Annotated in this window: 1 protein-coding gene; it reads left to right on the top strand. The window is 62.8% G+C overall.

The genetic code is table 11. The features are described from left to right. Positions 1–76: 76 nt before the first annotated feature. Positions 77–1,336, top strand: a complete 1,260-nt coding sequence (locus ACLMAL_RS39580; RefSeq protein WP_412003762.1) for a cytochrome P450 — start codon at positions 77–79, stop codon at positions 1,334–1,336. Positions 1,337–1,339 lie beyond the last annotated feature (3 nt).

Raw genomic sequence — 1,339 nt, 5'->3', positions numbered from 1 at the left:
CGCGCTCCCCGGCGCTGCGCCTCGGCACAGAATCCGTCCCACCCGCAGTGCACACGAATTGTATGGAGTTCCATCCTTGAGTACGCCGCCGTCGCAAATACCCACCCAATCCTGCCCGGTCTACCACGGCTCACCGACCGATTCCGACGACCCACGAGTGCCGCTGCACGCGCCGGAATTCGCCGCCGATCCACACCGCGCCTACCGTGAAATGCGCAGCCAATACGGCTCTTTGGCACCGGTGGAACTTGCGCCGGAGGTACCCGCCACCTTGGTGATCGGCTACAACACCGCAGTGCGGATCCTCAACGATCCCGAGCACTTCCCCGCCGATCCCCGCACCTGGCAGAAGAACATCCCCACCGACTGCCCCATCCTCCCACTGCTGGGATGGCGACCGCTCGCAAGCAGAAGCACCGGGCTCGACTTCGCACGCTACCGCCAGGCCAGTACCGCAAGCCTCGACGCGATAGACCTCTACGCACTCCACGACATCGTGGAAGACATCGCCATCCCGCTGGTCAACACCTTCTGCCAGGACGGCAAAGCCGACCTGATCAGCCAATACGTGTTCCCGCTCGTATTCCAAGTCGTCAATACCCTGCTCGGCTGCCCCCCAGAGATAGGACAGCGAGTCGCCGCCGGCACGGCCGCGATCGTCGAGGGAGTCGATGCCGAAAACGGCAACAAAATACTGTTCGAAGCACTACTGGAACTCGTAGCACTCAAACGAACCGAACCAGCAAACGACATCACCACCGTACTGCTACAACATCCGTCCGAACTCGACGAAATGGAAGTCGTCAACCACGTAGCACAGGTCTACGGCACAGGGATCGAGTTCCTACTGAACCTGATCGTCAACACCCTACTGGTGATCCTCACCGACGACCGGTTCGGCGGCAGCGTCATGGGCGGAAACCTCTCCTCCCGCGAAGCCCTCGACGAAGTCTTGTTCAACGACCCACCACTGGCCAACCTCCTGATCAGCTACCCACGCCAACCGATCCTCGTCGACGACGTCTGGCTACCCGCCCATCAACCGGTCGTCATCAGCATGGCCGCATGCAACAACGACCCCGCCATCCGAACCGAAAACCAGGCAGGCAATCGCGCACACCTGGCATGGGGCATCGGCCCACACGCCTGCCCCGCGCAATCCTCGGCCTACCTCATCGCGCAGGACGCCATCGACCAACTCCTCGACGCACTACCCGAGATGCGACCGGACCTCCCGACCGGGGAACCAGTCTGGCGGCCAGGTCCCTTCCACCGCGCCTTGACCGCCCTGCCGGTCGCCTTCCCACCCTGTCCTCCATTGAACGTGCACGGCTGATCG

Origin of the sequence: Nocardia sp. CWNU-33, from assembly GCF_046764895.1 — a bacterium.
Lineage (GTDB): Bacteria > Actinomycetota > Actinomycetes > Mycobacteriales > Mycobacteriaceae > Nocardia.
Note: the sequence above shows the minus strand (reverse complement) of the source record. Positions and strands in the feature narration are given on the sequence as shown.